Raw genomic sequence first — 26,727 nt, 5'->3', positions numbered from 1 at the left:
AATGATGAGCTTAGTGTAACGTGTTTGCGGCGTAAGATGTATGCCTCGCTTAACAAAACTCATGGCTTAAGCGACTAAGGTCTAATCCCTTGAGTCGCCTAGGGCCTAACCTAAGGCTCGTTACATTATCCTATCGACTACCTGCTTAATCTTATCTTCAATCCAAATGAGGTCGGGATTGGGTTGTGAGGTTGGCGTTTTGTGCACAATAAACAAGGTTGGTGCCTGTGTGTTGGCATAGAGTCGCTCGGCTTCAGTTTGAGCGAGTTGGCAGGTATGTAATTCGGCAATATCGGCTGCCATTTCAAACACAATTTTATAGGGAAGCAGCGAAAGACTCTGGCTCTCGCTTAAGTATTCAAACAGGCTGGAAATGCTAGTAATGGTGATTTCGGTATTCAGCGCTATCCCGTGCTCGAGGCAGTATTGCTGGAAGGGGCACAGGCGAGTGCTGGGCATTTCAAGCTCGGTGTTGACATAGGGGTATTCGGCAATGGTTTCTAGGGTGATTTCTCTTTTAAAAATAGGGTGATGGCAACTGGCTATCAAGTACAGTTTATCCATAGGTTGCAGAGTGATGGTAGTAAGTTTATCGCCGTATTCGTCGACATTGGCTTTACTCTTGTTGCAACAGACCCCGAGGGTGACATCGCCATTCACAATATCCTTAGTGGTGTGCACTGACCAGGGCATAATATTGATATGCATCTGTTTTTGCTCTTCTTTAATGGCATACATCAATGCTTTTGGGAAGGCATAGGCGATGAGTCCTGGGGCAGCGATTTCCACATGGGATTTCACTTGGCAGGCATTAGCCGCCACGACCTTGTTAAATTTTGCGGAGCACTCCACTGTCGCTTTGGCTATAGGGTAGAGGTGGGTTGCGAATTCATTGGGGAAGAGGCCGTATTTTTTGCGGATAAAGAGATCGTCACCAAACACTTCCCTTAGGTTTTTTAGGCTACGGCTAATTTTAGGCGCAGAAATATCTAGGGCTTTAGAAACATAGGTCGCTGATTTATTTTCATATAATGCGACTAATATTTTTAAACTTAAAATATCAAGGTTGTCCATCTCGTTAATATGCATTTTTTATATTCCTTAAACACGGCGGAATATTGGCGAGTTAATTTTTATTGGTTTTTAATTATTTTAATTAATTCGGCTATATTCATATTTATGAGTTAAATTTTAGAAATTAAATCTGCAGTTTTCAAATTTTTTAAATTAATTTAATTGTTTTTTAGTTATTTGAATTTCACTTTTTGAATTATCAATATCTTATTTTTGCATTTAACATTTATATTTTCGACGAATGTGATCTTCTTTTTAACTTATTGATTATTATATGGTGAAAGATTTTAAGTGTGATCTATGTCATAAAAATATTGTCATTTCCCTACAATAATTAATCCGCTTTAAAGGAAATAATAAAAATATAATCTAGTTATTGGAGGCTATTATGATCACTTCAGTCATTCTCAGCTATGCGTTTATGTACTTTGTACTATTCGTAGCGGTGCCATTTGTATTTGTGATGTTTGTAATGACCTGTATTAAGTTTTTTAGGGCAGATCACGATGACGTTCATCATGAAATGACACTCAGGCCAGAGTTATTCGATAAAGAAAGTTTTAACTTTTTTAAATCACTAAAAACGGTTGTAGAAGGAAAATACGATGTCTGTGTCAACGTGCCACTCGACAACGTATTTAACATGGATCAGCATGATGCGGAATTAAACCATGAATGCCGCCTCGATTATGTGCTGGTCGACCATGACTCCTCCGCCGTGAAGTTGGTGATCAGTGATTCTGGTAAACAAAGCAACTCCCCTATGAAAAAACTGTTTAGCAAGTTCAACGTGGGTTTTGTTGAAATGAATCAGCATAAACAGTGGGATCCGCAAAGCCTTAAGCTAGCCTTGGCCGTTTGACCACTACAGTTTGGGTTCGGAGTTTTCCGAACCCTGACTTTCTCGTTCATTGATGTGAGGACTCATTATGTCTACTCAACAATGGCTGTGGTCATTACGCTTGGCTGTTGTGGCGTGTCTGATTAGTTTTAGCGCTTCCTATGCTGCAGCTAGTTCAGCAGCAGACAGTTCTGAAAAGGATAGCGCCACGGCGACATATCAAATCAATAGTGATGCTTGCATCAAGTGTCACAGGCGTAACGGCCAGATGTTAGGGCATCATGGCCAGGATGCGATGAAAATGAGCTGTTCAACCTGCCACGGTGAGCAGGGGGAACACCCTAAAAAGCACAATAACCTCACGGTATTTGGTGAGAAAGCGCCTACGAGCGTTGCGCTGCAACAGGACGTCTGTTTGAAATGCCATTCCCCCGCCAAACTTGGCGAACGTGAGTGGACCCATAATGTTCATGCTATCAAGCTTTCCTGTGCAGCCTGTCACCAACTACATAGTCCAACTGAACCTATGGCAAATCTGAGCCTTAAGGCGCGAAGCGACGTTTGTCGCCGTTGCCATACGGGAAAACAGGAGTAGGGTTATGGACAAGTCAAAAAGAACTTTTCTGAAGGCGGCCTGCGCAGTCCTAGCGGGAGCATCTGGGGCGACCCTATTGGCTACCGAGAAGGTGGCGACCGAGAAGGCGGCTCGCCAGGTGGCTGTGCAGCCCAGCGTGAAATATGCGCTTATTCACGATGAGACTAAATGTATTGGTTGCCGCGCCTGCGAAGCTGCCTGCCGTGAAATCAATCATGTCCCCGAGGGCGTTGCGCGATTAACTATCGAGCGTACGGGCCCCTATGGGGAATATCCCAATCAGTTTTATCACTTTAGCCGCAAGTCCTGTCAGCACTGTGAGGATGCGCCCTGTGTGAATGTGTGCCCAACTGGGGCGGCATTTAGCGATCCTGCAACGGGAATCGTGTCGGTAAATAGCGATAAATGTGTAGGCTGCCAATATTGCATTGCCGCTTGTCCTTACAAAATTCGCTTTATCAATCCCGTTACCCACGCGGCCGATAAGTGCGATTTTTGCCGTGAGACTAACTTGGTGGCGGACAAACAGCCCGCCTGTGTTGCGGCCTGCCCAACTAAAGCATTGGTATTCGGTAATTTAAAAGACCCAGATTCTGAGATCGTACAGCTACTTAAGGCCAACCCTACCCAAAGGGCGAAGGCAGAGCTGGGCACACGGCCAAAACTGTTTCGTATTGTGGCTAAATCCGGGGAGGTGGCGATATGAGCGCCCTACATTTCGATACCTTAGTTTGGCATTGGCCAATTGCTATCTACTTGTTTTTAGCAGGTGCCTCGGCGGGAGCGATGTTTTTTGCCGTGCTACTTAAACACTTCGTGCTGAAACACAACGCCTATCAGTCCGGCTTTGTGCAAGCGGCCTGTATAGTCGCCCCCGTTGCTGTGATGGCAGGTTTGGGCATTCTAGTTATGGATCTCACTAAACCATTCGATTTTTGGAAAATTCTTGTGTTCTACAATCCAAAATCTGTGATGTCGATGGGGGTGTTGATTTTGCTTATCTACCAAGTGTTTATGTTCGTTTGGATAGGTTTGTTATTTAGGCAACCCATAGATGCTTGGTGTGAAACACGTTTTCCTTGGATGCTCAAATTTACTGCTTGGCTTACGCGCTTCGATGCGACTATTACTGGTTTGCTGGTGATTTTCTCCGTCGCGTTGGGGGCTTATACCGGCTTTTTATTATCGGCGCTGCCCGGCTATCCGATGCTGAAAAATCCGGTATTACCGCTGCTGTTTTTGGCTTCCGGGCTGTCATCGGGCGCAGCGTCGGCCCTACTCGGCGGCGTGTTACTCAATGCAAACCCAAATTCTAAGGAGGTGCATTTTATTCACAGGGTTGAAATCCCGCTGATCTTAGTCGAGATAGTATTGATCTTTACCTTCTTTATGGGATTGGTACTCTCCGGCGGCCAAAGTAAGGTGGCGACCTTTAATGCCATTGGTTACGGCTTCTGGGGCTGGATTTTCTGGCTCGGGATTGTGGGCCTTGGGCTCTCGGGCCCCTTGGCAATGAATCTGTTTATGACGGCCACCTCGAAACGTAAATGGTCCTATGTGGCGGGCACCGCCTGCCTAAGTTTGGTAGGAGTGATATTACTGCGAAATTTTATTCTCTACACAGGTCAAATGACGATTGCCTAGAAAGCGCAATATTGTCAGTAAAGCAAGCGAAACTACATAAGACAGAAAGGATAAAGCAAACAGCGTTACAGGAGCTGCAACAGAATACGGCGAGCGGCGAAGCGGTGTTTAAGGAAGCCACCGTGGGAGCCAATCCTCAAGGGGTTTGGCTGAGCCTGAGATGGGGAGGTTCTTGGCGCACTCTGCCGAACAGGGAGGTTATTGGGAAGGGAAGCCACGTGTTTCATTTACATACTTTTTGCCCTGCCTCCACAAGGCCTCGCCACCCTTAATTCCTTAGGGTGGCGTTTGTTATTTGCGCCGTACATTTATTCGCCTGTGTTATTAATCCATTCACTCATCACCACGTGGGTTTTGATCTTGATGATGTCGGTATGGGTATCGATATATTCGCGGATTTCATGCAGGCGGCGCATTGAAGCGGCGTGCACATAGACTAATAAATCCATATCCCCCGAGATGCCTCTACAGGTGATGACCTCAGGAATCGCATGGAATACATGCACTACATCGGCGCAACGTGGGCATTTATGCTGGATCTCAAAATAGGCCGACACTCCCTCTTTTTGGGATTCGCTTAACAGCACCTGATAACCGCGGATAACCCCAGTCTGCTCTAGCTTTTTGATCCGCTCCGACACGGCGCTGCGGGAGAGGTTAACTTGTTCGGCAATACTCGACACACTCTGGCGGGCATCCTGACGTAGACTGTTGATGATGGCGGTATCGAACTTATCCAATTGCGGCTCCATGGCTTAGGTTGAATGACTGAGTATTTATTGGCTGTGGTAATATTGCGTTTAAACATCGCCGTCAGATTGCCGGAAAATTAACACTATGCCGTCATTTCGTCGGTAATCGGCACTAAGAACGTCGACATTGGCGACAGTTTGCAGCGGTAAATATCTCTATACTAACAGCTCAAAAACCACTGAATACTAACAGATGAACTCACATAGCGGAACAATTGGGCGCTGGCAGGGCGCAGGTTTAATGGCCACCACTTTGCTGGGCACCGGGGTGTTTATTCTCCCTCAGATGACGGTCAATATTGCCCAAGGCGGTGCGCTGGTGGCGTGGCTAATGCTTACCTTGGCGATTATTCCGGTAGCCTTAGTGTTTGGCCGTCTGGCGAGTGTGTTTCCCCATGCAGCTGGCCCTGCTTACTTTGTCGAGAAGGCCTTTGGCCGCACTGCGGGTCGGACTATTGGGCTGATTTTTTTATTGGTGGTGCCTATGGGGGCGCCGGCTGCGATTTTGATGACCTTCCAGTTTGTCGATGCGTTAATTCCACTGGATGGTTGGGCCAAAGTTGCCGCCGAAGTTGCGGTGATTTGCGGATTGTTTCTGCTAAACCTTAGAGGTATTCAAGTGTCGGCCAAGCTGCAATTTGGCTTAACGCTGTGTATCGTCGGTATTGTGGTGCTTTTGTTTGGTGTTAGCAGTACAAAGACAGATTTGCTGGCCACACTTGGCCAATATTCTCAGCCAGAAATCCCCACCATGATGCTTGCCGCAGGCATCGCCTTTTGGAGCTTTTTGGGCATTGAGGCCATGACCCATTTAGCCGATGATTTTAAAAAGCCACAGCAGGATATGATCCCTGCGATGATGATGGGCACTGTGCTAGTGGGTATTATCTATGTGGCATGTACCTTGTTGATTCTGATAGTGCCGACGGATAAGAGTCTTGCCATGATTGGGGTGTTCGACAACTTACTCGGTGGGTATGGTTCGCTGGTGATTGGTATTCTTGGCGTGGCGAGTGGCCTTGCAACGGTTAACGTATATGCAGCCAGTGCGGCGCGGTTAATTTGGAGTTTTAGTTCGGAGGGCATTTTGCCCCGTTATTTCGCCTTTAAAAATGACCATGGTGTGCCTACTCGGGCGCTGGGTGCCCTGCTGTCGGTGATGGCGAGTGTCATTGTGCTAACGTATTTGACGGGGCAGGAGCTTGAGCATTTGATTGCTTGGAGCAACGGGGTGTTTGTGGTGATCTATCTGATGGCGATGTTAGCTGCGGCTAAATTATTGCCCCGCAGTAATTGGCCGTTAGTGGTGCTGGGGAGTCTGTTCTGCCTCGCGCTTGGTATTGCGCTTGGTGCTAGCATGGCCTATGTGTTGGTGTTGATTTGTATAGTTGCACCGTTTTTATGGTGGCAGAAAACCCATATCAGCAGGAAGCAAGTTATCGTCACACCAGAATAAATATAATGCCCTAGGTCGTTTGCGGCCTAGGGCTGTTCTCTTCAGTATTGAGTTCTATACCCTTTAAGTTCAATTAGGCCTAAGCACTTAAGGCTTTTGCTCCAATTTAAAGGCTAACTGTACCCTTTGATTGAGTTGAGACATGGCCTTGCCCGCTTCAAATTGGGGTTGTACTTCCACGTCATCACCGCTGAAATTGCGGCCTTATCAAATATCCTTTTGGGATTAGCATCCAACACTTGGGCGTTACTCACAGTGCCGTCGACTCGAATATCGAAGGCCACTATTACAAAACCTTCTTTGCCATTTGGGCCGCCTCAATGGGGTAGTGTGGCTCAATTTGCACCATAAGCACAGCTTCGGGGGACATCACCGAAGGGGTTAACTGCGTCGTTGGTGTCGGCACCCAGATATCGAATCGGGGTGGCTCACTCACTTCGCCGCCTTAGGGTTGTGGACTACGGACTAGCTCGGCCATAAACACGAATAACCCTAGAGTGATGAGGGCGCTAACAACAGGGAAACCAGTGCGATTTGGCATTGCATATTGAGTCATAGTGCTTCCTTGGTTGTGAGTGACTATTAAGCAATAACATCAATCCCTGAAATTTAGGTTTTTTGTAACACCTAGACTAAAAGGTAATTGAAACAGTTGGTTGGATAGTGGTGGTGAGTTAATCGTGGACGAAGAAAACAGCTTACTTTATAGGTTTCCCCCCTTTTAAAGGGGTGGCAGTACTCAGTCTTTGTTGATGAAAATAAGCTTAAACTGGAATAAGCATGCGTTTATTTTGTGTTCTATATTTTTATCAAACCCATGGATAGAGAACAGTATATGGATTCTGCAGCCCTACTCAGTCATGTCGATGAATTACCCCGTTTACCTAAAGCCATTAGTGAGTTGCTTGAGATGGTGAACGACGACAATGCTTCTATCAGGAATATTGCTACTAAAGTTTCCCACGATCCCTTGATCAGCGCTAAGGTGCTAAGGCTTGCCAACTGCGCCCATTACGGCCATAGCCGCGAGGTAGGCAGTATTGATGAAGCCGTCGTGCGCCTTGGCATGCAGACCCTAAGAACCCTAGTCTTAGCCTCGGCGGTAATGGGAGCTGTGCCTAAATGTGAAGGGGTGGATTTAGCGAAGTTTTGGGGTGAAACCTTTGAGGTTGCGCTCTATAGCCAAGAGATGGCAAAGCGTTGTGGGGTCAATTCTGAGGAGGCCTTTACCTGTGCGATACTGCATCGTATTGGCGATCTTCTTATTGCGTCCGTATCCCCCGAGGATGCCAGAAGGGTCGCCGCGGCTGTTGCCGAGGGCAAGGATAAACATCAGTTTGAGCGTGAGTTACTTGGCTATGATTCCCCCGATGTGGGGGCATTACTTGCCAAAAATTGGAAGTTTACCCCCGCTCTGGTGCAGGGGATTCTCTACCAAGATCATCCAAAGGACGCGCAACCCTTCTCGCCGCTTGCGGCACTCATCAGACTAGCCCACAACATTCTCGACGATTGGGACGCCATCGAAGATGAGGATAAAACCAGTTGGTTATCTCAACTGGCAACCCAAAAGGGCCTACATATGGAAATGGGCGGACTCAGGCTTAAACTATCTGAGCTGAGGGGCGAAGGATTTGCAATCGGTAAGGAGTTAGCTTAATTGCCCAGCTTGAGTCGTTTACGCTTTAGTGGCTTAGATTTAAGCCTGCTCAGGCCTCTGTTTTCTTAAGCTATTACGAGTTCATTAGTTTTGGCTAGTTGTTGTTTCCATCGCCAAATTGCGCATTTGAATCAACTCACTGTGCTTTAAGTACAACAGATCCGCCGTACGGCGAATAATTTGATCTTCGTATTGGGATAAATGTCCATCGGCATAGGCTAATTGCCACATCGCGAGCAGTAATTGTTGCTTTTGCTCCAAGCTGAACTCGGCATTTATCGTGTTAGTAAATTCAAATAACGAAGTGGCATTGCCTTGTACTTGCTTGGCTTCGGCAATCAATTCATTGGCTTGCGCATCCGACATCGACAGAGATTGTGTCAGTAACGATGGCAGTAGCTCCGCCTCTTCGGGGGCGAGGGTATCATCGGCAAACACGACTTCCAATAACATACTCGCGGCGGCCAGCTTCAATTGATGGGCTTTTTCTTCAGGGCTAGTAGCAAGGGCATGGGATTGTAGTAATCGTTTTAGCTTTGCAATCATAGGGCGTGGCTCAAACCAAAAGACGTAATCAATAGACTGATTTTAGACGTTAAAGTTCACCCTATGGAAGGCTAGGGTGAACTTAGGTGTCGTTTCAAGATTAGAGCAAGGCACCTAAACCTTGTGTAAGAAGAGCAGCTGTGCCTTCAGCGCCATTAGTCTCAAGATAGGTTTTTGCCACGTTGATCATAGGCACCGCCAGCTCCTGGGAGATGCCTAACTTTTGGAAGGCATTTAACACTAACGCACTGCCTTGCAGAGATGCGCCAACATTACCCGCCTTAGATAACAGCCCCGAAACGCCAGAAGTGCTGTCGAGTTGTGGTGCCGCCGCTAACAGGCTGTCTGCGTTAGGAATGCTTGCGGCTAAGGTGTCATAGTCTGATGTGTTCAGACTGGTTTGCGCCATGCCTAACAGGCTGCCTAAACCGCCTTCGGCTTGGGTTTGAGTGAGACCTAATTGTGACATTACAGAACCCACTAATGCGTTTGACTCTGTCACTGTAGCGGTTGCTGTGGTTGCGGTTTCTGCTGTCTTGGTTTGGGGCGCAGCAAGATTGTCTAACCAGCCGGCGTGTGCAGAAGAAACGAAAAGGCCAGCGCTGAGCACTAAAGAGAGGGAAAACTTAGCTTTCATCGGGAAATTTCCTTGAGGTTTTGCTCGCAAATAAAAAGGGGCACAGTGTAACGACATTAGTTGGGTTATTGCAGTCGTTTTTGTGTGATTTACAGGACATCGCGTGATTTGATCTGTGCATTGATGCGGGATTTTGGGTATCCTTAGCGGCACATCACAGTGTTAATTTACTTCAATTATTTTGGAAAGGCGCATGTCACTATCCGCAATTTTGACCGAGGCTTATAACTTTTTCCGTAACCATTTAACGCAGCTGGCAATGTTGACTGTGCCATTACTGTTGATCCAAGTGGGCATTCAGTTATGGCTCGGGGTAGAGATCTCCAAGGTCGATATGGAAAACCCGCAATTTGGTGCACCGCACATGATTGCCATGATGTTGATGCTCATTGTTTTTTCGATCTTTATTGCGGCGTTAACCCTGTTTCTAGAACTGCGCTCTCAGGGGCATAATCCTTCGACAGGGTTAGTGCTCCGCGCTAGCTTACCCTTTGTGCCACCGCTGCTTCTGGCCGGCGTATTTTCGGGTCTCGCCATTATTGCCCCAGTCATGCTGTTTGCGGCCTTTGGGCCTTTCTGGTTGGTGGGATTAATCTTAAGTTTTTACCTGTTTGCCCGCCTAGCCTATGTGAACTTTATGGTGGTGGTTGAGCGTTTAACACCGCTCGAGGCCATCAAGGCCAGTTTTAAATTAAGTGGCCCCATTGCGGTGAAAACCGTTGCTGTATTGATGCTGTATTTCCCATTATCTATTTTAGGTGGGCTGATTTCAGGTTTAGCATCATACGGTGGTTTACCGCTACAGATGCTTAGCGACACTTTCGTGTCATTTATCAGTATTTTTGTTAACTTAGCTTTGTTCCGCTTGTATATGGTCACTAAACAAACGAACTAAAAGAGCCAATTTGACAAAGAAATTCACGGGATTTGGACTAGCTGAGCAGAGGATGAGCTGATGAGCAATGGGGCTGAAATACTGGATAGTGAGTTTATCCAAGGCTTTTCGGCCTCGCTCCTAGATGATTACCTCAATGCCAAAAACTATGTGCAGGATGTCCCTACCCAATCTCTACTGCATATCCGCAGTTTTACCCACAGATTGACCGATTTATTAGCGCAAAAACATCATCTGTCCTTCTGTGGTCCCAATTTGTACGATCGTATCGAGCAGCTTAATCAGTCTCGGGTAATCGATGTCAAAACCACCCGAGCGCTGCATCGACTTCGTAGTGATGGCAACCGTGGGGCACACCCTGAAAAATACCATTTAACCCAAGAGCAACTTCTCGCCCTAGCGCAAAAATCCATTAGGGATGTGCTCGCACTCATCGAGTATTTGTACCCCAAATTTATCGGGAAAGCGGCGCCAGCTTTTAGTTATCAAGCAAGTGATGCACTAACGGCAAAGGAGCTCTGTTACCGTGCGGTGATGGAGGATGATGCTAAATCCCAGTATCTATTAGGTGTCTCCTTTAAGACTAAGGCCTTAATGCTTAAGGAGCAGGAACTGGCGCTTATCGATCTCCAATACGGCACCGAAGACGAAAATGGCGAGGCGGTAATGGCAATGGCAAAGCAGGTCGCAGAGACTTTTGCTAAGGCGGCCTATTGGTTTTCTCTTGCTGCACCCAAAGACATGGATGCCCTGTTTGAGCATGGCGTGTCGCTTATCCACGGTTATTCGGGGAAGGCCGATATCGACGCCGGTGAGGCGGCAATTGCGATCGCAGCGAGAGCTGGAGTGGTGAATGCCATGGCGCTATTGGGGTATTTCTACCTCGTGGGCAGTAAGACCATTGCGCAGGATTTGACCGAGGCGCAGGCATTTTTAGAAAGGGCCGCGGAGGGTGAGCAAGCTGAAGCCATGGCCAATTTAGGGGTATTGTATTTTCAAGCGCATAACCTTACCCAGGCCTTCCATTACATCAACCAAGCGGCGCAAGCAGGTTATCCCCATGCCCAATACCATCTGGCGCTCATGCTGGCCAATGGCGATGGCTGCAAGCCTGATCCCATTGCCAGTAAGCACTGGATGACTGAGGCCGCAGAGCAAGGGCAGTTAGATGCAATGCTGACCCTCGCACAACAAATACTCAATGATGAAAATGCCTTTGGCAGTGATTTGAGCCAAGCCGAACATTATCTGCGTGAAGTCATCAAGTATGGCCATAGCGTGCCAGCGATGATCGAACTGAGTATGGCGTTGGCCGATGGGATACTTGGGCGTATCGATGTGGTCGGTTCGGCCGCGCTGTTAAACCTTGCCAAACGCCACGCCAATGACGATGAAAAAGAGATTATCGACCCGCTGTGGCTATCCCTTGCGTTGCAGGTCGATAAAGTGTTGGAGGTAACTCAGGATGCGGGTGAAATTCATGCCCTAAAACGGGCGCAGGCCATTCTTAGCCATGAATCCCACTAAGAAGATGGTTACGGCCATTTGTGTTTTAGGTGTTTCACTCTATGGGTAGTACCCGTTGGTAATTGCGGCAGAATTCTACCGCGTTCAATTCGTGCAAATTTTTAATTATCACCACGTTGATGTTCAAAGGTGCGGCCCTGATAATCTTTGGGGTGAGTTTCTCGCACGACCTTTCCATTCTGATAGTCGCTAAATCCACTGTAGTGACTACTCATATTCGCTTGGGCACGTTTATATTTTGCTACCTGGCGCGCAACATAAATACGGCTGAAAATCACGAAGATTGCAATGGCAATTGCGCCAAACAGCAGTATAAAGGGTAACAAAAACAGTGAGACACAAACCAAGGCAACGGTGAGCGCCATGGCTAGCCAAGTTCTCGGGCCTGAAATGCGTGGCTGAAAAGGACTTTGTTGGAATTGATGGTAAAGCATAAGCACTCCTTTTGAGGGCGATTGGAGAGGGTTAAAGCGCGTATGCGTACTGCACCTGAAATGCGCTCTCCAAATTCCCAAATGTGGTTATGCAGTGTGCAATAAATGAACTTTCAAGGTCACGTTAATCTTGGTTAATTTACATTTATTTACCGCCCGTTCAGACTGATTGGCTTATTTTCCCAAGCATCCTAAACCAGCCTCAACTCGACGTCGTTGTACTACTATAAAGTAATTTGTCGACACTCTGGCAAATGGTTTCCCTAATCCATTTGTGCCCTAGATCTTCATCATTACGTTGATGCCACAGCAGTACATAGGCCATAGGTATAAATTCGAACGGCAGTGGTAGTAGCTTCAATGGATATAATTTGCAGGCATGACGGGCAAAGCTTGAGGGTAGGGTAAAAATTAACTCACTGTGGGCGCACACACTGGCGGCGCCATAAAAGTCGGGCACAGTGGTGCTGATTTTGCGTCTATGGCCGAGGTCTGCCAAAAAGTAATCCAGCGCCCACCAAGCACTGCCTTCGCAGCGCACTTGCACGTGGGCCATATCTAAATACAAAGATAAATTCCATTCGGGCGAGGTTAATTTATCCATGAGTGGATGATTTTCTCTTACGAGGCAGACCTGCTTATCGGTAAATAAGGTCTGGCAGACAATTCCTTCGGGTAGGCGGTCGGTGCGAGGATCGGCTAAAGGGTGAAGATCTCGCCCTGCAATACCAAAGTCAATCTGCCCCTGCATCAAATCATGCATGGATTTTTCGGTCCAAACATAGGAATCCAATTTAATGTTGGGTGCGGTATTGAGCATTGGACCGATGAAGTAGGGGATTAAGGTCTCGTAGGCACTTTCGACTATGGCAAAGGAGAATTGCCTGTTGCTACTAGCAGGATGAAAGGTTGGCGGCTGGGTCAGCTGATACAAGTCCTGTAAAATCGTCGGCAGCTTGTGACCGATATTAATGGCGTGAGCCGTGGGCTTAAGGCCATGGGCTGTGCGTTGGAAGAGGGGGTCATCTAAGGTTTCCCTGAGTCTGTTTAAGCTCTTACTCAAAGCCGATTGACTAATATGTAATCGGGTGGCTGCACGGGTGACACTCTGCTCTTCGAGCAAAATCTTAAGTATCACCAATAGGTTGAGGTCAACTTTGGCGAGGTTGTCGAGATTCATAGATATTCCTTAAAGGAAATTTACTTTGGAAATTATACCATTTCTGTTCATACCTTGAGTTATTTAAAATAGTCATGAATAACTGAGATTCGATTAACTGAGAAGTTATATGCAGCGCAATTTGTTACCAATTTTGATGTCCTTGGTGCTGTTAAGCCCATTGGCCATTGATATTTATTTACCTTCGTTGCCCACCATGGCGGCGGAGTTTTCTGTTTCATCGAGTGAAGTGCAGTCTACTCTAGTACTGTTTCTGTTCGCTATGGGGTTAGGCCAAGTGTTAATTGGGCCTCTAGCTGACCGTTTCGGTCGTCGACCTATCGCTATTTTTGGGGTGTTGCTCTATGGCACCAGTAGTTTGCTTGCAGCTGCAGCGATGGAGTTCCAGTGGTTACAGCTTGCCCGTGTTCTGCAAGGCCTAGCTGCCTGTTCGACCTCGATAGTGGCCTTTAGTGCGGTACGTGATTGCTACTCAGCTAAGGAAGGTGCACGGATTTACAGTTACTTAAATGGGGCAATCTGCGTTATCCCTGCATTAGCACCTACCTTAGGTGGCTTATTAGCGATGCAATTTGGTTGGCGTTCTACCTTCGTGTTTATGACATTATACGCAATGTTAATGATGCTGGTGGTAGGTTACCGCTTACCTGAGACTCGCCCTGCAAACACGGTTAATGAAGGTGGCTTATACCGCTGGAGCCGTTATAAGCCTGTGATTGGTAACACTCACTTCCTGTTTTATGCCTTTGCCTGTATGTCGGCGATGGCGGCAATTTTATGTTACGTGTCCTATTCGCCCGTATGGCTAATTGGCCATTTAGGAGTGTCTGAACTGGCTTTCAGCGGCCTGTTTGGTCTGAATGCGACGGTGAACATCATTGCCTGTTTCGTGGCGCCAGTAGTGATCCGCACATTGGGCAATCGACCAACGGCAATTTTAGCCTTGGCCTTATTAGTGGCCGCAGCGGTCTTAGTGATAGCGGTGCAATGGTTTGGCCCAAGTGTTGGTATGGCGGCGGCTTTTGCCTTTATGTTGCCTATGATGTTGCTGTGTATCGGGTTTGCCTTGTTGTTAGGTCCTGCAACCAGTATGGCGCTATCGGCATTCGGTGAGCGTGCGGGTACCGCAACGGCAATGTTGGGCTTTATTCAAATGAGTGGTGCTTCTGTGATCACAGCGCTTGTGCAGCAGACCAGTCTGACAGCGCCCTATGCAGTCGCCTTTGTCATGGGGCTGTTCTCAATTGGTCTACTGGTGATGATGGGACTTCGCCGATTCGACCATTGGCATCAAGAACAAGCAGTTGCAGATCACTAATACCACAACCGATTGATAAAGTGTCACCCTTGCCTGGCGCAGTTTGACCACTGCGTCGGGCATTTTTATTCTCTGGCGTTTGGTTTTAGCTTGAACAGTACCCACAGAGCTAGTTTCCCTCGGGTGGTTTCAAGGGATTATTAAGGCGTCTTGCTGTTATACTAGGTCATATTTTTCGGATTAAATGAGCCTTCCTTGACCCGCAAATACTGCCCTAACTGTCGGTATCCAATCACTGCCTGCTTGTGTGCTAGCGTGCAGCCAATCTATCCGAAAACTAGGCTGTATGTTTTACAGCATCCAACCGAAGTCGAGCATAAAAAGAATAGTGTTAAGGTGCTTAGCCTTGTTGTGCCCGATACCCAAGTATTTGTTGGTGAGACTGAGGAAGATTTCGCAGCGCTTAAAGTTGAACTTGAAAGGAGCGGTAAGCCGATTTATTTAGTTTATCCCTCGGAAGCTAGCATGGATATCGAGGCGCAGCCCATGGATGCAGACTGTATTCTACTGCTACTCGATGGAACTTGGCGTAAGGCATTCAAAATGTTTCAGTTAAATCCTTGGCTGGCAAAGTATCCCGCGGTGCGTCTAGGTGAGCATTATGGTTCAAGGTATAAAATTCGAAAATCGAGTCGGAGCGATAGTCTGTCGACCTTAGAGGCGAGCGCGTTTATGCTTAATGCGCTAGATGGCCAGCTAAAGATTGAGCCACTGCTCAATGCCTTCGATGCTATGGTGGAGATGCGGATCAGTGCGATGCCAGCCGAGGTACAGTTGCGTTACCCTCAAAATGAATAACCCTAATTGGGTAATTATTTGCAACAACGTACGTATTAAATTCGCTAAAATCTTGTTCAGATCACGCTAACTTATCGCAAAACAAGGTTTAATAACGGCGATTCGTTTGCGCTGCAAATGATGAGATAGCACTGCCAGCCTATTGCTTTGCAGGGGAGCGATGCCAGTTAATGGTGCGCTGGCAGGGCTATCGTGCCTTAGCGTGTGCTTCAGAGCGGTGAAACGCTTTACCGCCCACTCTTAGTCTACACTCCAAAACTGTTATTGGTTCCCTATGGCTATCCCGTTGCGATAGCAGTTAAGCGATTTGCCTGTCACTCAGATAGGCTTGAGTAAATTGCTCACCAAGGCTGGGTTGGCCAAATAGAAAACCCTGTGCAAAGCCTTGACCCATATGGGTAATGATGTCCTTTTGCTGCTCAGTTTCAATGCCTTCTGCAACAAAGTGGATATCTAATGCTTGAGCCAGTTGCACGATAGCGCGGCAGAGTTTTTGCCCTGAGACCTCGTTGAGCCGTAGCGCAAACTCGGCATCAATTTTGACACTATCAATCGGCAGGGTACCTAGGCGGCTTAATGAGGATAACCCAGTACCAAAGTCGTCAATGGCGATGCCCACCCCAAGTTTTTTAATGCGCTTTAAGGTCTGATGGGCCAACTCAGGTTGACGCAATAATGCGGATTCAGTGATCTCTAAAATCAATGCCTTAGGGGGTAAACCATTACTCTTCAGCGCGCTAATAACCTGCTCTACAAAGTCGACGTGCTCTAATTGTAAAGGTGACACGTTGACCGAGACGATAAAATCGGGTTGATAGTGTGCGCGCCAGATGGCAGCCTGCTTACAGGCCTGTTCGAGTGCCCATTGGCCTATGCTGATAATGAGCCCCGTTTCTTCCAGCAAAGGTAAGAAATCGGAGGCATCGCATAATTCAGTCGGCGATTTTTGCCAGCGCAACAGCGCTTCTGCACCAATAGATAGATTGGTGCGTAGATCGATGATTGCCTGATAGGCGATGGTAAATTGTTTAAGACTATGGGCGTGCCTTAAGTTATTAATGAGAGTTAGCTTTTGTTCCGCAGCTTGGCTCATTGCCTTATCGTAAAAGACCAAATGTGGCGCGCTCTTTTTCGCGCAGTACATGGCGGTATCGGCAAGGCTGATTAACTGGTTTGCCTGATCGCTATGGGTCGGGAAAAGCGCGATGCCGATACTGGTACCGAGGAAGAATTTTTGTCCTTCAATCTCAAATGGACTATCGAAGAGTGTTAATATCTGCTCCGCCGCCCTTTGGATCTCATCCCTGTCACTGCAATCTTGAAGTACTAAGGTAAATTCGTCGCCACCCATTCGGGCAATATCGGCTTTTTCAATACAGCCAGCCTCTAGCCGCGCGGCAACCAGTTGAAGCACCTTATCGCCCATAGCATGCCCAAAGCTGTCATTAATATTTTTAAAACCATTGAGATCTAAAAACATTAATGCCCCAAGGCTGCTGGGATTGTCCTTTAGTTTGCTCAAGGCTGTGCTCAATATCTGCTTAAGATGAAAGCGGTTTGGCAGACCTGTGAGGGTGTCGTACAGGGCTCGAGTTGTCAGCTGACTCTCAAGCTGTTTTTTAGTACTGATGTCACTGAAAATGTTCACATGATACAGGGTACCTTCGGCGGTCACGATTCTGCGGCTGCTTTGCCAGGCAGGGAAAGTGGTACCATCGGAGCGTTGTTTAAGGGTTTCACCTTGCCAGAATCCACGCTGCTGAAGGGCTGCTTGGCAGTCACTATCCTCACCTAATGCATTGTGATGAGCTTCGATAAATAACGGAATTTTATTGATTAATTGCTCTGCACTGTAACCGCAGATGCGGCACATGGCTTTATTAACCGCCAGCACTCGATTGAACTCATCGGTGATATAAACGGCTTCGGCACTTTCTTCGAGGGTCGTGGCCATGATTTCCTTTGGCAGGTGGTCAAAACCATCGGTGAACAGCGGACGAATTTGATTACGGCGGTCGAGCGCTTGTAACTCAACTAGTACAACGGCCTGTTGCTCTAGGTCACAGCGGTAGAGCTTTACGCGAGTCGGCAGTTCTTGGCCCTGGTGGCTTATATGCAACCAATCATATTCTATTGGGCTGTTTTCAAGTGCTGCGAGTAGCATTTCACGCGCAAATTCAACACTGTTCCGACCGGAGGCTTGGATTCTTGGCGCAAAATCATAGGGAGTGGCATTCACAAAGGCATCGTATTCAATACCAAAGTAGTCCAAGGCGGCATCATTAGCACTAATAAAACAAAAGCCTTGAATGAGGGCGAGGGGTGTTTGGTTTGGTTGCGCTCTCCAACATGAAAGTTTTTGCTGCAACACTGGATCATCGGTGGTGAGGCTATTGAGCAAGTGTTGCCATCTAATCATATGGGTTACTCTCTCGCGACTCTTTGGGTCACTATAATGCGTAGGTGATTCGTTTATAAAGAAATTAATTGAAATACTACACAATTAATAAGGATAAAAAATTAACCTATACGATGTTTCGTAAAAATGAAATTAAAAAATGCTCAAGAGGCGGGATCTTTCTGTATTGTTAAGGAAATCATTATTGTCGCTTGTGATATGCTGTGGAATAGATGTGTCGCAGCGCTAGCTACTGGAGAGAAATTTATGCAACTCAGGATCAAAGTGTTAAGCATGTTTATTGCGATGGGCGCTGTAGTGACATTCGCCCAAGCCAGCGAAACCGAAAAACCGCATCTGACCCTAGAGCAAAAGGCTGATAAGGCGCGTCTCGATTCCCAACAGTTAGAACAATCGCAATTGGAAAAAGCGCGCCAAGCCGCCAGTGAAACGGCGGCACGGGAGGAGAAAATCAAACAACAATCTTCGGCGCGTGACTGGGAGGCGCAGCAAAAACGTAAAGCGCAAGAACAGTTTGATGAACGTGAAAGCCGCGAGCAACAATACCTACAACAGGCAAAGGAAGCTGCTGCTACGGAACGTAAAATCCCAACGCCACTCTAGGCAATACCGAAATCTTTGAAATCTAGGAAATGCTGTTGAATACCTGTCCCCTCTGTCATAGCGTCGATTTAGTCCACTATCATCAAGACAAGAAGCGCTCTTACTACCAGTGTCCTACCTGCATGTTAGTGAGTGTGCCCGCGGAATATTACTTAAGCGCCGCCGATGAAAAGGCCGAGTACGATAAGCATGAGAATCATCCTGAGGATCTTGGTTATCAGCGTTTTTTGAACCGCACCCTGGAGCCGCTGCTTGAGCGCGTCACCGTCGATCAGCAAGGGTTAGATTTTGGTTGCGGAGAAGGCAAAGTGTTAAGTCTGATGGCAAGATCGCGTGGCTATCAGATGGAAAACTACGATCTCTATTACGCGAATTGTCCCGAAGTTTTAAATCGCCAATATGATTTTATTACTTTAACTGAGGTCATCGAGCATGTTAGCGATGCCAGCGCCTTATTGAGTCAATTGAATCGGTTACTTAAGCCCAACGGCATTTTGGCGGTGATGACTAAGCGCGTTCGTGACCTTGCGGCATTCACCAATTGGCATTACAAAAACGATCCCACCCATATTAACTTTTACTCCGAGGCGACCTTCCGTTGGTTAGCTGAGCATTATGGTTGGCGACTCGAAATTGTCGATAACGACGTAGTGTTTTTACATAAGTAAGATTTAAGGTCAAATGCCACTTAAGCGGTCAAGGTATTCCACCAACAAGAGTAGTCAGACAGGCTATTTTTTCCTTTAAAAACTAGACCCTACTGGGATTGATATTAAGCTTTGGCTTTCGGTGGCTAAGGTGAAGTATTTCATCTATATCTCTACTAAATAGAGGTTAAAACTCATAACGTTCGATGCTGAGTTTTCAGATAAATGTCATTAGGAGTCTTGGTGGTCATCATCAGGTTATGCTCTGATCCCCAAGCCATAAAGGGCCTGAGTTATGTTTCCAAACAAGAGAGTTGAAGATATTTATGAGTCTTACAATAGGCTTTTAAATTTCAGCAACTTGTCATGGTGGATAATCGATCTAAAGGATGACCCCAACATTTTTTATTGCAATAAAATCATGTGTGAGACCTTTGGTTTAAACGAACGTCTTATTCAGCACTCGGTCGATAAAACCTGCCCGATAGCGGGTGATTACAACAAAAATATCGCCATTCGAAACTCAGAAAAAGCTCGCCAAATTTTCACCGAATACTATCAACTTCGAAATGGGGTGATCGATGAGTATAAGAATATCTTTCCCTATTATGATGCGAAGAAAGACCGTACTTTTTATTTTGTTAGCCGCGCTAAACCGTTAATAAAAGATGAATCCGGGAAGGCTGAAGTGCTGTTTGGGATAATCGAGCCCGAAGCGGTATCCAGTGATCTGTACGAAAAAGCGAGAACCGATAGTCTGACTGGATTATTCAATCGGCGTGAATTTGACTCTCAACTCGAGTTTTTAACCAATATCGCGATTCGTGACCAGCGAAAAATTTCGCTTATCATGTGCGATATCGACCATTTTAAACTCTATAACGATACCCTCGGACATTTTGCTGGTGATGAGTGTTTGATCCAAATTGCCCGTTCAATTGCTGATGTATGTTCTCGTTCAACCGATATTGCCTGCCGCTATGGTGGTGAAGAGTTTGCAGTCATTGCCTACGGCAACACGGATATCTCCAGGCTTGCAGAATCGATACGTAAAGAGGTTTATATTCGTTCGGTTCCCCACCCCGCATTAAATAACGGTCCAGTCACTTTAAGTGTCGGTTATTACTCGACGATCCCGAGCTCTGCAATGACCTCTCGAACGATAATAGAGTCTGCAGATAAGGCGCTATACCGCGCCAAAGAAAATGGCCGCAATGTCTGTGTTGAATATCAATAACACTATTAGCCCCCGCAATCGATTTACTAAATTTATTAACATTTTTCTGTGAAGCGTGTAGGTTAGGAGTCTGATAAATAACAACAATAGGCTGCACCATGACAATCCACTCTGAACCTACACAAGCTCCAAGCCACACTCTGAAATCACCCAAAAAGCATTTTGCTCAATCCTTGATAGCATCGGCACTGACGTTAGGTTTGGTGACGAATTCCGCTCAAGCGGTTCAAGATGCCACGCCAGATGCGGCAAAATTGGCGGCGCAGGTGGAGCAGAAGGTGATCGAGTGGCGCCGTGACCTGCATCAACACCCGGAGCTATCTAATCGTGAATTTCGTACAAGTAAAGTGATTGAAAAGCATCTCAAATCTTTAGGATTAGAGGTGCAGTCAGGTGTTGCTCACACCGGAGTTGTTGCCATTCTAAAGGGCGGAAAACCAGGACCATTGATTGCCATTCGTGCCGATATGGATGCGCTGCCAGTAACAGAGGTAGTGGATGTGCCTTTTGCCTCCAAGGCAACCGATACCTACCGTGGCCAAACCGTGGGTGTCATGCATGCTTGTGGTCATGATACTCATGTGGCGATGTTAATGGGGGTTGCCGAGAACCTGACAAAGGTGAAAGAAAGCCTTGCTGGTGATGTGATGTTTATTTTCCAACCTGCAGAAGAAGGCGCGCCAGATGGCGAAGAGGGCGGCGCGGAATTAATGTTAAAAGAAGGCCTGTTTTCCAAGCGAAAACCCGACCAAGTGTTTGGTATGCATGTCACCTCAAGTATGCCAAGTGGCATGATTGGTGTACGTAGTGGCCCTGCGATGGCAAGTGAAGACTCCTTTACGATTAAAGTAAAGGGGCGTCAGACCCATGGCTCACGCCCTTGGGTGGGGATTGATCCGATTGTCGCAGCTGCGCAAATCATCACCAACGTACAAACGATTGTGAGTCGCCAAGTCGATGTGACTAAGGCGCCTGCGGTGGTCAGCTTTGGGGCGGTAAATGGCGGTATTCGCACTAACATCATTCCCGATGAGGTGGAGTTGATTGGTACTATTCGTACCTTCGATCAGGATATGCGTGCCAATATCAAAGTCCGTCTTGCAGAGATGGCTGAACTGTCAGCTAAAACGTTGGGTGCAACGGCGACAACTGAAATCCAGCAGGGCTATCCAGTAATGGTGAATAATCCTGAATTGGTGGCGAGTATGCGCCCAGTACTAGCCAGCGTGGTTGGCGATAAGATGTTGATTGAACCAGGGCTTATTACGGGTGCTGAGGATTTTTCCTACTATGCACTGCAATCACCAGGAATGTTTTTCTTCCTTGGGGTGACACCGAAGGGAACCGATGCAACCACCGCTGCGAGCAACCATTCGCCTGCATTCTATGTGGATGAAAGTGCGCTAAAAGTGGGTGTCGAAGCTATGACCAAGGTGGCTCTCACGGCACTGCAAGCAATTTAATTAAGCCTACGCAGCATTATTGAAAGTAGCCTCTGATTAAAATTCGTCGGCCGTTACCAGAAAGCCCGTATTCCGCGGGCTTTTTTCTCTTTTTGATTGTTCAGCGTTATTACAAGGGGCTGATCGAAGAGCATTAAATCCCATTTGTACCTCGAATCATTTAAGGCTAAGGTAATCTTATTTTGTAAAAGGGGGCTTGGTATGTCATTGAAAGTAAAAAGAAGGACCCCTTTGTTAGCGCCAAAATGGTTGTGTGTGATTGTCTTGGCATCGGCAATGTTTCCCGCTGCCGCGGCTAAAGTCAGTTTCAAGACGTTCTGCAGCGATTTTGTCGGCCAATGGCAAGGCAATGCCGCTAAAGTGGGCGAGAGTCCAAAGTGGGTGACAGTGACGGGGGGGTGCTCAGTGGATCAGCGCCAATTAATACTGTCGGTGAGTGTAGGCACTAAGGCACCCTACAGTGAAACTTGGTGGTTTAGGGCGCAGGGCGAGCAAGTTCACTTGACCTACTTCGATGGTGTGTCGGCGGATAAACAGCAAATGTTTAGTTTATACCGCAAGAACGGCGATTATTCCCTGTTGGGAGAGGGCGAAATTAATGCCCGCCAAGCCTTAATCCAATTACTGTTTGAGGCCAAAGCGCCCAATGCTTGGTTATGGACACAGAACATGCAATATCTGGATGATGATATTGATAGATACCAATTATTCCGCGGGATTGAGATGACGCCAGTAACGCCATCTCATTAGGCACATTCGTTTTATCGTGCGCCTTCAAAACCTAACTGACGCCAAGCTTCGTAGCTAATAATGGCCACCGCATTTGACAGGTTCAGGCTGCGGCTAGTGGCAGCCATAGGAATGCGTAAACGCTGCTCGGTCGGAATCGACTCGATAATATCCATTGGTAGGCCGCGGGTTTCTGGGCCAAATAACAATACATCGTCCTTGGCAAAACTGAGCTCAGTGTGCGGACGACTTCCCTTAGTGGTACAGGCCATGATGCGTTTGCCCGCCATGGCTTCGAGGAAAGCCTCGAAGTTTTTATGGCGCGTTACATTGGTTAAGTCGGCATAGTCCAAGCCGGCTCTACGCAGCTTTTTCTCTTCAAAATCAAATCCAAGTGGTTCAATTAGGTGAAGCTGACAGCCGCTGTTAGCGCAGAGGCGAATGATATTACCCGTGTTGGGTGCGATTTCTGGCTCATAGAGTGCGATATGGAACATACTTGCCCGCCTGTAAAAAATGACGCCTGATTATACGGCAAACTGCGTTTGAGTGCAGCGTTGAGTGCAGGAGGATTAAAGGTGCATTACTCACCCGCTGCAAGCCAAGCCAGCAGCGCTGGCATAATGTTATTGCCGTCGCTTAGCCCCTGCTGATAGACCGCAGTGACTTTGTCGATGTTGCGGTCGAGCCTCGATAAATGGAGCGGCTCAGCAGGGCGGATAACAAAGCTATTACCACTTTCGACGCTTTGATTAAGCTCGAATAGGGATTGGTTATATATTTGATGACGCTCGCTTAAGGCCTTTGCCACGGCGGGATAATTGCGATAGGTTCTACGGGCGAGCCACTGCATCTTCATTGGCGATTTTTGGTAGTGCCTATCCTGAGTCAAAATAACCACTTGGCGAGTATATCCATCCTGCAATGCTTGCTTTACGGGAATGGGATCGGCAATGCCGCCATCGAGATAGGGCTGATGATTGATTGGGTATGGTTTTGCCATAAAGGGTAGGCTGGAGGAAGCTATCAGTACATCGAGCAGTTTGTCGTGATCTTGAAAATCGGCCATGCCGAAATAATCGGTTTTGCCTGTGTGGCAATTGAAGGCGCCCACCTTAAACTCGCTGCCGCTGTTTAAAAAGGTTTCAAAATCATAGGGTATCAGCTCGTGCGCCATGCGGCGAAAAGTAAAGTCGGTATTAACGTAGTTGCCAGTCTTAAGCCAGTGACGCATCCCCATATAACGCTTATCGTTGAGGTAATGCTGCTGAATGTTAAGATTTCGACCGCATTGTCGTGAAATATAGGAAGCGGGATAAATTGCGCCAGCAGAGACGCCAATTACATACGGGAAGTACAATGACCGCTGTAAAAAGGCATCTAAAATCCCCGCGGTATAAATTGCCCTTAAGCCACCACCCTCTAACACTAAGGCCACATTTTTCATTAGCTTACAGCTTTATTCATTTGAGTATGCCAGCATCATAGCCTAGCTTTTGAGTGAAATGAAACGTCCTCGGCCATGCTGGTGGCGTGTTTAGGTTAGTTTGACCTCGTGACTTAAGCGGAGGTAATTAAGCAAATACAAAAAAGGCCCTGAAGGGCCTTTGTGCGAATCGAGATCACATATCGCAGGGTTTGAGTGGTTTACGTAATTGGGCGCGGACATTGTCCATTCCAGCATAAAACTCTTTCATCATCAACAGCCCCATCATCTTGCCGTTATCGGTAACGATGAGATCATCCGGATTGTTCGGGTCATTTTTGATGGCTCCGATTAACTTCATTGAGGTCATTTCCTTAAACAGAGTCGTGTCTAAGTTTACCCCAAAGGTGTCGCGGAAATATTTACGTGATAAGCGACCCGAGAACATTCCGAGTAGGAAGCGATACTGCATCACATCTTTTTTGCTGTAATGTTTTTGCTGCTCGACCCCCATTTTGCCCGCGGCGATACGCTCTTGGTATTTACGCAGCGAGAAAGTGTTTACATGCAAAGTGTCATTTAAGAAGCTAAACGAGCCAGAACCTACCCCTAAATACTCATCGTAATCGATAACGTATTCATCGAAGCCTTCATCATTCGCTTTACCAAATGCCCAGGCTGATAATTGATTATATTGACCATTTAAGCGATTCAAGATTTGGCGATATTGATTGGCCATATCGGCGTGTGGCGCGGCTAACTTACCCTTAACGCTTTTACGGGTTTGATGGGTGATCATCAACGGATAAGTGGTGATTTGTCTTGGATCTAAGCGCGATGCCATGTCTAGATCGTGTTGGATTACTTCATCGGTCTGGCCACGGAAACCAAAAATCAGGTCGACGTTGATAATCGGGAACAGCTCCTTGGCAGCCATGATTTTGTCGAAGGTTTGCTGACCTGTACCGAACTTTTCGAGGCGGTCGGTCATTTTTAAAATATCGTCGTTAAAGCTCTGCACACCAATCGACATACGGTCGACTAAGCCCTTAAGTTGCTTAAAGCCTGGGCTGTCTAAATGTTGCGGATCTGACTCGCAGGAGACTTCTTTAATGCTAGGAAAAAGGGTCTTCGCATGCTCAATGGTACGGGCGAGTTCATCCTCTAATACCGTAGTAGTACCACCACCGATGTACATAGATTCAAAGTCATAGCCTAAGGCTTTGACCATTTCCATCTCCTTACGTAGGGAGACAAAGTAGGCGCGTGCCTTGTCTTCCTTAAACATAAAACGGTGGAAGGTGCAGTAAGAGCACAGGGTATGACAGAAGGGAATATGGGCATACAGCATGTACTTTTTGCCTTCGACAGGCGCAGGCATGATATCGGCAGACAGAGTATCCAGACGCAGGTTCTTATCGACATAGTACTGCATGACCCGTTCCATCGAACTTAGCATCCAATTAGGGACAGTAATATTCGCCTGGTAAGGTGTCACGATTGCGTTGTCTAGCGTTTGGATAATGGATGACATAAGGATTCCTATCTGTGAGTGCTAATCGTAAATCCCGAATTTTTTTGGTAATTCACGACCATCTAGCGCATTCAGACTACCCCGAATGGAGTAATCAAAACGTGAACTGGCTACAAGTTACGGTTTCCTAACAGGGAAGATGGCCGCATTTTGTTAAGCCGATCATATTTTAGTGAATGCGAATGCAGATTTGTTTACAGCTAGCGGTGCAAGATAGTCGGTGGTGATAGCGTGATAGAACTAATAAAAAACACCCCGCGGAATATTTCTGCGGGGTGTTGATATGACGATTGCTAATTCATCGCAGAATTGCAATCAGGCTAAGACTTACTCTTTGTACTTCAACGTACCGTTGGCCTTAATTTCGTCGTACCACAGGTTATGGTGTTGGGTTGCCCAGTTTTCATCGCAGTAGCCAGACACCATACACTCCATCCCCCCTTCAGACATGACCGTTGCCATGAAGATATGCACGATAGAGAAGGCACAGATCACGATGGCACTGATTGAGTGTAATACCAGCGCGATTAAGCTTAGGGTGCGGCTTGGTTCGAAAAGATTTGGAAATAGTAACAGCATGCCCGAGGCTGAAATCACTAATCCAAACAGGGCGAAGGCCCAGAACCACATTTTCTCACCTGCGTTAGCAAAACCTGCGTCAGGGTGCTTACCTTTGAAGGGGCCAAAGTTAATGTAACCACCGACAACGAGGAACCATTTTAGATCGTACATCTTTGGCAGTTGGTTCTTAGCCCATAACACTGTCATCAATGCCCAGCCGATCATAAATGGAATAGCCATCACATCGTGGATTTGCTTAGCGCCATAGACGATGGCTTCCCAGATCCCTTCGCTAAGCCAAGGTTGGAAGAAAAAGCGACCCGCTAGTAAAGTTAGACCCGTTAAAATCAGCATTAAGCAGGGGATTGCACCTAACCAGTGGATTGACACGTCGAACTTCGACCAGCGATACACTAACTTGCCTGAAAATCCATGGTGCAGCTTAGAGATGCCGTTCACCTTGATAAACAGAACAAAGATAATGATCATGCCAAATAGCGCCGCCATTAATGCCGGTGCTAATAGGTCGCTTCGCAGTTCTAACACACGCAGATCATAGGTATTGATCGCTTGTGCATGGAACTCGCTTTGGGATGTGGTGTATCCCGTGGCGCCATCCTTCAGCTGTGACCAAATTTGCGCATCGGTCGCCTGCGGTTGGGTCGCCTGTCCATCACCACCATTGGCGAGGCACACCGCACTGAAAAACAGTGCAATGGCAACACCTATGTGTTTGAACCATTTGTTCATC

General features: G+C 47.0%; 28 protein-coding genes. 15 read left to right on the top strand and 13 right to left on the bottom strand.

Features of this window, described 5'->3' with window-relative positions; translation table 11 throughout:
* Positions 1-120: 120 nt before the first annotated feature.
* A complete protein-coding gene (locus K0H61_RS16610; RefSeq protein WP_220050564.1) occupies positions 121-1,089 on the bottom strand; it encodes a LysR family transcriptional regulator in 969 nt (322 codons plus the stop codon).
* Between the two features lie 373 nt (positions 1,090-1,462).
* On the opposite strand from K0H61_RS16610, the gene K0H61_RS16605 reads away from it, so the two are divergent.
* From K0H61_RS16605 to nrfD, 4 genes are all read left to right on the top strand, one after another.
* The gene (locus K0H61_RS16605; protein WP_220050563.1) at positions 1,463-1,936 is read left to right on the top strand and encodes a hypothetical protein; all 474 of its coding nucleotides are present in this window, start codon (positions 1,463-1,465) and stop codon (positions 1,934-1,936) included.
* Between the two features lie 67 nt (positions 1,937-2,003).
* Positions 2,004-2,510 carry a nitrite reductase gene (locus tag K0H61_RS16600; protein ID WP_220050562.1) on the top strand — a complete coding sequence of 169 codons (507 nt, stop codon included), beginning with the start codon at positions 2,004-2,006 and terminating at the stop codon, positions 2,508-2,510.
* 4 nt (positions 2,511-2,514) lie between these two features.
* Entirely contained in the window at positions 2,515-3,216 is a 702-nt protein-coding gene (locus K0H61_RS16595) for a 4Fe-4S dicluster domain-containing protein (protein ID WP_220050561.1), read from the top strand.
* Positions 3,213-4,154 (top strand): cytochrome c nitrite reductase subunit NrfD, encoded by a 942-nt coding sequence (gene nrfD, locus K0H61_RS16590; RefSeq protein ID WP_220050560.1) that lies wholly within the window; start codon positions 3,213-3,215, stop codon positions 4,152-4,154. Before K0H61_RS16595 ends, nrfD begins: the two co-directional genes overlap by 4 nt.
* A 308-nt stretch (positions 4,155-4,462) precedes the next feature.
* On the opposite strand, the gene K0H61_RS16585 is transcribed toward nrfD, so the two are convergent.
* On the bottom strand, positions 4,463-4,894 hold the full coding sequence (locus tag K0H61_RS16585; RefSeq protein WP_220050559.1) for an Lrp/AsnC family transcriptional regulator: 432 nt from the start codon (positions 4,892-4,894) through the stop codon (positions 4,463-4,465).
* Between the two features lie 205 nt (positions 4,895-5,099).
* Here K0H61_RS16585 and yjeH point away from each other — a divergent pair, with 205 nt between their 5' ends.
* A complete protein-coding gene (gene yjeH / locus K0H61_RS16580; protein ID WP_220050558.1) occupies positions 5,100-6,362 on the top strand; it encodes an L-methionine/branched-chain amino acid transporter in 1,263 nt (420 codons plus the stop codon).
* A gap of 113 nt (positions 6,363-6,475) precedes the next feature.
* Here the strand turns inward: yjeH and K0H61_RS17885 are convergent, their stop codons facing one another.
* Positions 6,476-6,616: an energy transducer TonB gene (locus tag K0H61_RS17885; RefSeq protein WP_258406070.1), complete on the bottom strand. Its 141-nt coding sequence runs from the start codon at positions 6,614-6,616 to the stop codon at positions 6,476-6,478.
* 32 nt (positions 6,617-6,648) lie between these two features.
* Positions 6,649-6,798 carry a hypothetical protein gene (locus K0H61_RS17880; protein ID WP_258405972.1) on the bottom strand — a complete coding sequence of 50 codons (150 nt, stop codon included), beginning with the start codon at positions 6,796-6,798 and terminating at the stop codon, positions 6,649-6,651.
* Positions 6,799-7,197: 399 nt separating this feature from the next.
* Here K0H61_RS17880 and K0H61_RS16570 point away from each other — a divergent pair, with 399 nt between their 5' ends.
* The gene (locus K0H61_RS16570) at positions 7,198-8,022 is read left to right on the top strand and encodes an HDOD domain-containing protein (RefSeq protein ID WP_220050557.1); all 825 of its coding nucleotides are present in this window, start codon (positions 7,198-7,200) and stop codon (positions 8,020-8,022) included.
* An 84-nt stretch (positions 8,023-8,106) separates the two neighbouring features.
* On the opposite strand, the gene K0H61_RS16565 is transcribed toward K0H61_RS16570, so the two are convergent.
* Positions 8,107-8,568, bottom strand: a complete 462-nt coding sequence (locus K0H61_RS16565) for a tellurite resistance TerB family protein (protein ID WP_220050556.1) — start codon at positions 8,566-8,568, stop codon at positions 8,107-8,109.
* A gap of 100 nt (positions 8,569-8,668) precedes the next feature.
* Positions 8,669-9,205, bottom strand: a complete 537-nt coding sequence (locus K0H61_RS16560; RefSeq protein ID WP_220050555.1) for a DUF2780 domain-containing protein — start codon at positions 9,203-9,205, stop codon at positions 8,669-8,671.
* 193 nt (positions 9,206-9,398) lie between these two features.
* Between K0H61_RS16560 and K0H61_RS16555 the strand changes: the two genes are divergently transcribed.
* Both K0H61_RS16555 and K0H61_RS16550 read left to right on the top strand, forming a co-directional pair.
* Positions 9,399-10,100 (top strand): hypothetical protein, encoded by a 702-nt coding sequence (locus K0H61_RS16555; protein ID WP_220050554.1) that lies wholly within the window; start codon positions 9,399-9,401, stop codon positions 10,098-10,100.
* A gap of 60 nt (positions 10,101-10,160) precedes the next feature.
* Positions 10,161-11,627, top strand: a complete 1,467-nt coding sequence (locus K0H61_RS16550) for a DUF4145 domain-containing protein (protein ID WP_220050553.1) — start codon at positions 10,161-10,163, stop codon at positions 11,625-11,627.
* 101 nt (positions 11,628-11,728) lie between these two features.
* Here K0H61_RS16550 and K0H61_RS16545 read toward each other — a convergent pair whose 3' ends face one another.
* Entirely contained in the window at positions 11,729-12,061 is a 333-nt protein-coding gene (locus tag K0H61_RS16545; RefSeq protein WP_220050552.1) for a hypothetical protein, read from the bottom strand.
* 202 nt (positions 12,062-12,263) lie between these two features.
* A complete protein-coding gene (locus tag K0H61_RS16540) occupies positions 12,264-13,241 on the bottom strand; it encodes a LysR family transcriptional regulator (RefSeq protein WP_220050551.1) in 978 nt (325 codons plus the stop codon).
* 109 nt (positions 13,242-13,350) lie between these two features.
* On the opposite strand from K0H61_RS16540, the gene K0H61_RS16535 reads away from it, so the two are divergent.
* A complete protein-coding gene (locus K0H61_RS16535) occupies positions 13,351-14,559 on the top strand; it encodes a multidrug effflux MFS transporter (RefSeq protein WP_220050550.1) in 1,209 nt (402 codons plus the stop codon).
* Positions 14,560-14,754: 195 nt separating this feature from the next.
* Positions 14,755-15,357 carry a tRNA-uridine aminocarboxypropyltransferase gene (locus K0H61_RS16530; RefSeq protein ID WP_220050549.1) on the top strand — a complete coding sequence of 201 codons (603 nt, stop codon included), beginning with the start codon at positions 14,755-14,757 and terminating at the stop codon, positions 15,355-15,357.
* 298 nt (positions 15,358-15,655) lie between these two features.
* Here K0H61_RS16530 and K0H61_RS16525 read toward each other — a convergent pair whose 3' ends face one another.
* Positions 15,656-17,776 carry a putative bifunctional diguanylate cyclase/phosphodiesterase gene (locus K0H61_RS16525; protein ID WP_220050548.1) on the bottom strand — a complete coding sequence of 707 codons (2,121 nt, stop codon included), beginning with the start codon at positions 17,774-17,776 and terminating at the stop codon, positions 15,656-15,658.
* A 273-nt stretch (positions 17,777-18,049) separates the two neighbouring features.
* Here K0H61_RS16525 and K0H61_RS16520 point away from each other — a divergent pair, with 273 nt between their 5' ends.
* The 5 genes from K0H61_RS16520 to K0H61_RS16500 all read left to right on the top strand — a co-directional run bounded on the left by K0H61_RS16520 (position 18,050) and on the right by K0H61_RS16500 (position 22,476).
* The gene (locus K0H61_RS16520) at positions 18,050-18,379 is read left to right on the top strand and encodes a hypothetical protein (protein WP_434086623.1); all 330 of its coding nucleotides are present in this window, start codon (positions 18,050-18,052) and stop codon (positions 18,377-18,379) included.
* 35 nt (positions 18,380-18,414) lie between these two features.
* Complete coding sequence (locus K0H61_RS16515; protein ID WP_220050547.1) at positions 18,415-19,047, top strand: class I SAM-dependent methyltransferase; 633 nt, start codon at positions 18,415-18,417, stop codon at positions 19,045-19,047.
* 400 nt (positions 19,048-19,447) lie between these two features.
* On the top strand, positions 19,448-20,263 hold the full coding sequence (locus K0H61_RS16510; protein ID WP_258405970.1) for a GGDEF domain-containing protein: 816 nt from the start codon (positions 19,448-19,450) through the stop codon (positions 20,261-20,263).
* A gap of 98 nt (positions 20,264-20,361) precedes the next feature.
* Positions 20,362-21,726 (top strand): amidohydrolase, encoded by a 1,365-nt coding sequence (locus K0H61_RS16505; RefSeq protein ID WP_220050546.1) that lies wholly within the window; start codon positions 20,362-20,364, stop codon positions 21,724-21,726.
* A 201-nt stretch (positions 21,727-21,927) separates the two neighbouring features.
* Positions 21,928-22,476: a hypothetical protein gene (locus K0H61_RS16500; RefSeq protein ID WP_220050545.1), complete on the top strand. Its 549-nt coding sequence runs from the start codon at positions 21,928-21,930 to the stop codon at positions 22,474-22,476.
* Between the two features lie 11 nt (positions 22,477-22,487).
* Here the strand turns inward: K0H61_RS16500 and trmL are convergent, their stop codons facing one another.
* From trmL to K0H61_RS16480, 4 genes are all read right to left on the bottom strand, one after another.
* Positions 22,488-22,952: a tRNA (uridine(34)/cytosine(34)/5-carboxymethylaminomethyluridine(34)-2'-O)-methyltransferase TrmL gene (gene trmL, locus K0H61_RS16495; protein ID WP_220050544.1), complete on the bottom strand. Its 465-nt coding sequence runs from the start codon at positions 22,950-22,952 to the stop codon at positions 22,488-22,490.
* Between the two features lie 86 nt (positions 22,953-23,038).
* Positions 23,039-23,902 (bottom strand): patatin-like phospholipase family protein, encoded by an 864-nt coding sequence (locus tag K0H61_RS16490; RefSeq protein ID WP_220050543.1) that lies wholly within the window; start codon positions 23,900-23,902, stop codon positions 23,039-23,041.
* 175 nt (positions 23,903-24,077) lie between these two features.
* A complete protein-coding gene (locus K0H61_RS16485; RefSeq protein ID WP_220050542.1) occupies positions 24,078-25,415 on the bottom strand; it encodes a coproporphyrinogen III oxidase family protein in 1,338 nt (445 codons plus the stop codon).
* A gap of 327 nt (positions 25,416-25,742) precedes the next feature.
* Positions 25,743-26,726, bottom strand: coding sequence for a formate dehydrogenase subunit gamma (locus K0H61_RS16480; protein WP_220052775.1), 984 nt, complete (start codon positions 26,724-26,726; stop codon positions 25,743-25,745).
* Position 26,727: the final 1 nt, after the last annotated feature.

Origin of the sequence: Shewanella acanthi, from assembly GCF_019457475.1 — a bacterium.
GTDB classification, from domain to species: domain Bacteria; phylum Pseudomonadota; class Gammaproteobacteria; order Enterobacterales; family Shewanellaceae; genus Shewanella; species Shewanella acanthi.
Note: the sequence above shows the minus strand (reverse complement) of the source record. Positions and strands in the feature narration are given on the sequence as shown.

Coding starts and splice junctions, on each gene's coding strand:
- K0H61_RS16610 (WP_220050564.1), bottom strand. CDS start 1,089: ATGCATATTAACGAGATGGACAACCTTGATATTTTAAGTTTAAAAATA.
- K0H61_RS16605 (WP_220050563.1), top strand. CDS start 1,463: ATGATCACTTCAGTCATTCTCAGCTATGCGTTTATGTACTTTGTACTA.
- K0H61_RS16600 (WP_220050562.1), top strand. CDS start 2,004: ATGTCTACTCAACAATGGCTGTGGTCATTACGCTTGGCTGTTGTGGCG.
- K0H61_RS16595 (WP_220050561.1), top strand. CDS start 2,515: ATGGACAAGTCAAAAAGAACTTTTCTGAAGGCGGCCTGCGCAGTCCTA.
- nrfD (WP_220050560.1), top strand. CDS start 3,213: ATGAGCGCCCTACATTTCGATACCTTAGTTTGGCATTGGCCAATTGCT.
- yjeH (WP_220050558.1), top strand. CDS start 5,100: ATGAACTCACATAGCGGAACAATTGGGCGCTGGCAGGGCGCAGGTTTA.
- K0H61_RS16570 (WP_220050557.1), top strand. CDS start 7,198: ATGGATTCTGCAGCCCTACTCAGTCATGTCGATGAATTACCCCGTTTA.
- K0H61_RS16565 (WP_220050556.1), bottom strand. CDS start 8,568: ATGATTGCAAAGCTAAAACGATTACTACAATCCCATGCCCTTGCTACT.
- K0H61_RS16560 (WP_220050555.1), bottom strand. CDS start 9,205: ATGAAAGCTAAGTTTTCCCTCTCTTTAGTGCTCAGCGCTGGCCTTTTC.
- K0H61_RS16555 (WP_220050554.1), top strand. CDS start 9,399: ATGTCACTATCCGCAATTTTGACCGAGGCTTATAACTTTTTCCGTAAC.
- K0H61_RS16550 (WP_220050553.1), top strand. CDS start 10,161: ATGAGCAATGGGGCTGAAATACTGGATAGTGAGTTTATCCAAGGCTTT.
- K0H61_RS16545 (WP_220050552.1), bottom strand. CDS start 12,061: ATGCTTTACCATCAATTCCAACAAAGTCCTTTTCAGCCACGCATTTCA.
- K0H61_RS16540 (WP_220050551.1), bottom strand. CDS start 13,241: ATGAATCTCGACAACCTCGCCAAAGTTGACCTCAACCTATTGGTGATA.
- K0H61_RS16535 (WP_220050550.1), top strand. CDS start 13,351: ATGCAGCGCAATTTGTTACCAATTTTGATGTCCTTGGTGCTGTTAAGC.
- K0H61_RS16525 (WP_220050548.1), bottom strand. CDS start 17,776: ATGATTAGATGGCAACACTTGCTCAATAGCCTCACCACCGATGATCCA.
- K0H61_RS16520 (WP_434086623.1), top strand. CDS start 18,050: ATGTTTATTGCGATGGGCGCTGTAGTGACATTCGCCCAAGCCAGCGAA.
- K0H61_RS16510 (WP_258405970.1), top strand. CDS start 19,448: ATGTGTGAGACCTTTGGTTTAAACGAACGTCTTATTCAGCACTCGGTC.
- K0H61_RS16505 (WP_220050546.1), top strand. CDS start 20,362: ATGACAATCCACTCTGAACCTACACAAGCTCCAAGCCACACTCTGAAA.
- K0H61_RS16500 (WP_220050545.1), top strand. CDS start 21,928: ATGTCATTGAAAGTAAAAAGAAGGACCCCTTTGTTAGCGCCAAAATGG.
- trmL (WP_220050544.1), bottom strand. CDS start 22,952: ATGTTCCATATCGCACTCTATGAGCCAGAAATCGCACCCAACACGGGT.
- K0H61_RS16490 (WP_220050543.1), bottom strand. CDS start 23,902: ATGAAAAATGTGGCCTTAGTGTTAGAGGGTGGTGGCTTAAGGGCAATT.
- K0H61_RS16485 (WP_220050542.1), bottom strand. CDS start 25,415: ATGTCATCCATTATCCAAACGCTAGACAACGCAATCGTGACACCTTAC.
- K0H61_RS16480 (WP_220052775.1), bottom strand. CDS start 26,726: ATGAACAAATGGTTCAAACACATAGGTGTTGCCATTGCACTGTTTTTC.